Source organism: Prevotella sp. (assembly GCF_036570325.1).
GTDB lineage: Bacteria > Bacteroidota > Bacteroidia > Bacteroidales > Bacteroidaceae > Prevotella.
Map to the genome: position 1 here is coordinate 1 of NZ_DATCYK010000034.1, position 5,840 is coordinate 5,840.

The window sequence follows — 5,840 nt, forward strand, 5'->3', positions numbered from 1 at the left end:
AATAGGTGGGACAAATGCTTTCGGTTAAAAATAAACCTGCTTTTATTGGGAAAATATTTGCAAAAATTAAACCTATTCGTTAATAACAGTTAATAAGTAAGGTCGTAGGCCTATAAAGTTTGCATATTCGGGCTACAATATCTACATTTGCCTTGTTAGCCGGATAGGGCCTTAATAGTCTGTATAACTTCGTGAATCAGTATTTTATGGATTTTCTGTTCGGCGAGGGCTCGTGAATCGATGGGCCGTCATAACAACATGTTTACACCTTAATTATATTGTGAATTATAATTCCATAACCTTCTAAATAGCTATAGCCAGTATGAAAACTGATTCTATTCCTACGCGGATGCAGGTTCATGGCGCGCGTCATCGAATGTGTTTCCCGCTTTCTAAAGTTTTGTTTGCTTCTGCTATGTTGCTCACGTTGCCGGCCGCTGATGGGCTGGCGTCGGCTAACTTGTCGGCTTCCCCGCTGTCGGCCCGTGCCGTTGGTGGCGCCCAAGGCGTGAACCAGCAGACTACCCGTGTGCAGGGCGTTGTCAGAGACGCCTCCGGTGAGCCGCTCATTGGCGTGAGCGTGCGCGAGAAAGGTACCGAGAACGCCGCCATTACCGATATGGACGGCCGGTTCAGCCTTACGCTTAGCAACGCTTCGAGTGTAGTAACTTTCTCTTACGTAGGCTTCCAGTCGCTGTCGATGAAGGCTCGTGCCAACATGCAAGTGGTGATGCGGGAAGATCAACACACCTTGGGCGACGTGGTAGTCGTGGGCTACGGTTCGCAGAAAAAGGCTAATTTGACGGGCGCCGTCACCAGCGTGGAGGTCGATAAGGCCCTTTCGGGTCGTCCGATCGCCGACGTGGGCCGTGGTCTTCAGGGCATGGTGCCGGGCATGAACGTAGTGGTGCCCACGGGTGAAGTGGGCTCCGACCCCCGTATTAAGATTCGCGGACAGATTGGCTCCCTCGCAGGTAGCAACCAGCCGCTCATCTTATTGGACAACGTTGAGATTCCGAGCATTCAGATGATCAACCCCGATGACATCGAATCCATATCTGTTCTCAAGGACGCCGCGGCCTCTTCAATCTATGGTTCCAAGGCTGCGTTCGGCGTAATCCTTATAACCACGAAGACAGGAGTAGGGAAGGACAGGTTTGAAGTGAGCTACTCCAACAACTTTTCATGGCAACACGTGGCCAAACCCATAGAAATGGGAGGCTTGGCGTCGCTCCGTTACACGTTGGATGCCCAAATCAATCGTCAGGAAGGTATGCCTGCGGGTGGTTTTTGGCGCATAAACGAGGAGAGTTATCAGAAAGCTGTGGAGTGGCAGCAGAAGTATGGCGGCTCGGTAGCCTATGATGATCCCATCCTTTACGGCCGCGACTGGACGTTCGACGGCGTTAATAAGTATGGTTATCGCACTTATGACGGCGTGAAAGCCATGATTCGCGACTGGACTCCCACGATGACCCACAACCTTTCGTTGAGCGGTAGCACGGGAAAGACCTCTTATAACATAGGTCTGGGCTATCTTGACCAAACCGGTATGTCGAGAAAGGCCAAGCACGACGACTTCAAGCGCTACAACGCTTCCATCAGTCTGACGTCCGAAGTTAACAAATATGTAACCCTTCGTGCCTCTTCTATCTACTCTGACCGCAACAAGCGTTATCCCGGTGTGGGCACCACGGCGGCCGACCCTTGGCTTTACCTCTATCGTTGGAGCCCGCTCATGCCGATGGGCGCTAAGGCCAATGGCTACGATTTGCGTGAGCCGTCCTATGAGGTGGGCGCTTCCAATACCGATAACCTGCAAGATAAATATTATAATGTGAACTTAGGCGTGACGCTGAACTTCACCAAGGACTGGGACTTGAAGGCCGATTATACCTATGACCGTCAGTCGCGTGAGCGCAATTCGTCGGTCATTCAGTATGAGGCCGGGCAGACATGGTATAGCCCGGAGGTATGGCTCGACGAGTCGGGGTCGCAGGTATTCGTGGACGAGAATGGGCAACCTACCGACACGGGAGGCATGCCTGCTTACCGATTCCCTTATGCTAAATACTTCTCTAACAATTCTGCCAGCAAGATAACTAACTACGGTCGCAACGTTGATCGTAATACCTTCAACGTTTATTCTACTTATAAGCTGTGGTTGGGTGCCGAGAAGGAGCATGCCTTTAAGTTTATGTTGGGTATGAACCAAGTCACAAGCAAGTGGAAAACCTATACCGGTACGAAGAACGATCTTATCGATCAAACCAATCCACAGTTCAAGTTGGCGTCGGGTGAGCAGTTCATTGACGGCGATACCGATTGGGAAGCACAGTTAGGTTACTTTGGTCGTATCAACTACGCCTATGCCGATCGTTATTTGGTGGAGGCCAACCTGCGCCGAGACGGTTCGTCAAAATTCCCCTCACACCTGCGTTGGAAGTGGTTCCCATCGTTCTCCGCGGGCTGGGTTGTGACCGGTGAGCCCTTCATGAAGTTTGCCGAGCCCGTCCTCTCTTTCATGAAGTTGCGTGCCTCATGGGGTAGCATTGGCGACCAAACCGTTTCCAATACACTCTTCCGTTCAGTGCTGTCTAATAGCAAGTCGTCATGGTTGGGCACCGATAACCTCAAGCGCTCCGTCTTCGGAACACCGAAACTCGTCGATCATGACATCAGTTGGCAGCGTATAGAAACCCTCAACTTGGGTGTTGACATGCGTTTCTTGAAGAATGAGTTGGGTCTTACTTTCGAATGGTTCCGCCGCGATACCAAGGACATGATTATCCCCGGAGAAAGTCTTCCCGTAACTTTGGGCACCACGGCGCCGCAGGGTAACTACGGTAATCTGCGCACTAACGGATGGGAAATCTCCGTGGATTATAACCATCGGTTCAGCAACGGGCTCGGTGTTAATGTCACCGCATCGCTTTCCGACGCCATTACTACGATTACACGAGGTGCCGATTACCTCACGCCATGGGAGAATCGCTCCGTTTACGGCACCTATTCTACGGGCCGACGCTACGGCGATATTTACGGATTGGTGACCGAACGACTGTTCCAAAAGGATGACTTCGTTTATGGAGCAGATGATAAGATAGAGCGTGTAAACGTGATTTACAAGGGTACTATCCGTGAAACCAACCGTCAGAATACGCCCTATCCCGTTTATCAAGTGCACTATGAGGATGGTAACAAGTTAGTGTTCGCGCCGGGCGACGTGAAGTTTGCCGACCTCGATGGCGACGGTTATATCACTCCGGGCTCATCTACCAACGGCGACCATGGCGACCTTACCGTCATCGGTAACTCCACTCCGCGCTTTGAGTATAGCTTCCGTATAGGACTGGATTACAAAGGTTTCGACTTCTCCGTGTTCTGTCAGGGCGTTGGTAAGCGCAAGATTTGGGGTGCGGGTCAGCTCGCTATCCCCGGCTATTTTGCCAAAGAAGGCGCCATGCCCAAGACTTTCGTGACCGACTATTGGACTCCCGAGCGTACCGACGCTTTCTATCCGCGTGCTTGGGACTTGGGTGGAAGCAACTCAGGATTCAGCATGCAGACCCAAAGCAAGTATCTCTTGAACATGGCTTATCTGCGAGTGAAGAACATCAGCTTGGGCTATACCGTGCCCAAAGAGTTGCTCTCGAAGGCTTACCTCACCAAGGCGAGGGTTTACGTATCCATGGAAAACTTCTTTACTTTCGACAAGTTGAGAGGTCTGCCCATTGATCCCGAGGCCATATCGGGCTACTCCATGTTCTCCAGTAGTTACAACTTAGGACGTACCGGAACAGGTATGCCGCTCTTTAAGTCGGTTTCTTTCGGTGTACAATTATCTCTTTAAACCTACAATTATGAAATCTAAGATATTATTGACAGCAATATTGGGCACGTTGTTCTTCGGCAGTTGCAGCGATGTGCTCGACCGTCCTTCGCTTACAACGGCCGAGGATGATACTTATTGGAACTCGGAAGAGAAGGTCAGACTCTATGCCAATGACTTCTATACCAACTTTTTCGTGGGCTATGGTTTGGGCTATGGCGAGACCGCTTACACGCCCAATAGCAACTATATGTTTAATGATGACGGCGTCATAAAGTCCACCCAAGGCCAGTTCTCACGGTCAGTGCCGACGAGCAAGGGCAGCACCAGTGAGGGACTTATGTGGGAGTCGCAGTTTACCGGACCCACTTGGAACTTCGCATGGATACGCAAGTCCAACGCCATGCTCGACCGTATCAACGACCGTATGTCGGGAGTGTTGACCGAGGAGCAGAAAAACCACTGGCTGGGCGTGGGCCGCTTCTTCCGTGGTCTTGAGTATGCGAGGTTGGTAAACGTGTTTGGTGACGTGCCTTATCATGAGCATGAGGTGAAGAATACCGACAAAGACGAGCTTTATAAGGACCGTACGCCCCGCAATGAGGTGATGAATCATGTGTACGATGACTTCAAGTTTGCCCTTCAGCACGTACGTTTGAACGACGGCGACCAGTACCTCAACCGCTATATCGTGGCCTCCTTCGTGTCACGTTGGGCTTTGTTTGAAGGCTCATGGCAGAAGTATCATTATAAGAACAATGAGCAAGCACGCAAGTTTTTTGACTTAGCTGTCGAGAGCGCGGACATGGTTATCAAGAGCGGAAAGTATCAAATAGTGACCGATTTCAGGAGTTTGTTTGGTTCTACCAACCTTATTGGCGCGAAAGATGTTATCCTTTACCGCAAATATGACGCAGGACAAGGCGTTACCCACAGCGTTGCGTCGACCTGTAACATGAACTCTCCGACCGACCAAGGCCCCAACTTGGACCTCATCAAGGCTTTTATCTGCACCGATGGCAAGGATTGGAAGACGTCGGGAGTGGCCAATGCCAAGGACTTTTCACTGTCAAACCTCATCAAAACCCGTGATTCGCGCTTCGAGGCGTCGTTCTATCAGAAGCCCACACCTATGGCCAAGAGCTGTTACCTCTACGTAACGAAGTTCATACCACGGTCGGCTCTCGAGTATCTTAAGACCGGAGGAACGCCCGCTCCCGAGTTCCAAGGCGACAAGAATACCACCGGTTATCCCGTCATGCGCTACGCCGAAGTGCTTCTTAATTGGATAGAGGCCAAGGCAGAGATACAAACTTTGGGTGGCCCCGCTGTGGTTCAATCCGATATAGACCTATCGGTGAACCAGATTCGTAACCGTCCGATCGCCGATGAGGCCAAGGCTTTGGGCGTGGTTCCTACCGCTCCGATGAAGCTGAGCAGCCTTAACGACGACCCGAAACGCGACAGCGACGTGCCCGCTCTCCTATGGGAGCTGCGTCGTGAGCGCCGTATGGAATTCGCGTTTGAGTTCTCTCGCATCATAGACCTGCGCCGTTGGAAGAAACTTAACTACATGGATACCGACGCAAATCCTGATTTGCTCACCGGAACGTGGGTCAATTTCCCCACTGAAGCTAAGGGAGAACTTGTCGCCGCCAATAAAGATAAGCTCCGAGTGAAGACCGCCGACGGTTCGTTCGTGGTATTTGATGGCACCAACGCCTCAAAGATGGTGGGCTTCTTCTACCCGAAGGAGAACAAAGGACGCCTGCCTTTCCTCAATATTCCTAACGTTAATCCCTACTTGTCGCCCATCGGCACCAATCAGATTATAGATTATGCCAACAAAGGTTATAAGCTGACACAGACCGAGGGATGGCCTTCGACTAACAATTAATCCAATTCCAATAAAGATATTAAGATTATGCGTATCAATAAAACATATATCATTAGCTGCGCAACGGCCCTCTTGAGCCTTGGCCTGATGGGCTGCGGCGACGATTATCCC

Annotated in this window: 2 protein-coding genes; both read left to right on the plus strand. The window is 50.9% G+C overall.

Annotation, left to right across the window (positions count from 1 at the left end):
• The first annotated feature begins 415 nt into the window (after positions 1-415).
• Positions 416-3,853 carry a SusC/RagA family TonB-linked outer membrane protein gene (locus VIR50_RS03035; RefSeq protein ID WP_331933672.1) on the plus strand — a complete coding sequence of 1,146 codons (3,438 nt, stop codon included), beginning with the start codon at positions 416-418 and terminating at the stop codon, positions 3,851-3,853.
• Positions 3,854-3,863: 10 nt separating this feature from the next.
• Positions 3,864-5,729: a RagB/SusD family nutrient uptake outer membrane protein gene (locus VIR50_RS03040; RefSeq protein WP_331933671.1), complete on the plus strand. Its 1,866-nt coding sequence runs from the start codon at positions 3,864-3,866 to the stop codon at positions 5,727-5,729.
• Positions 5,730-5,840 lie beyond the last annotated feature (111 nt).

Excerpts from the sequence above, each read along its gene's own strand:
- VIR50_RS03040 (WP_331933671.1), top strand. The coding sequence starts at position 3,864 with ATGAAATCTAAGATATTATTGACAGCAATATTGGGCACGTTGTTCTTC.
- VIR50_RS03035 (WP_331933672.1), top strand. The coding sequence starts at position 416 with ATGTTGCTCACGTTGCCGGCCGCTGATGGGCTGGCGTCGGCTAACTTG.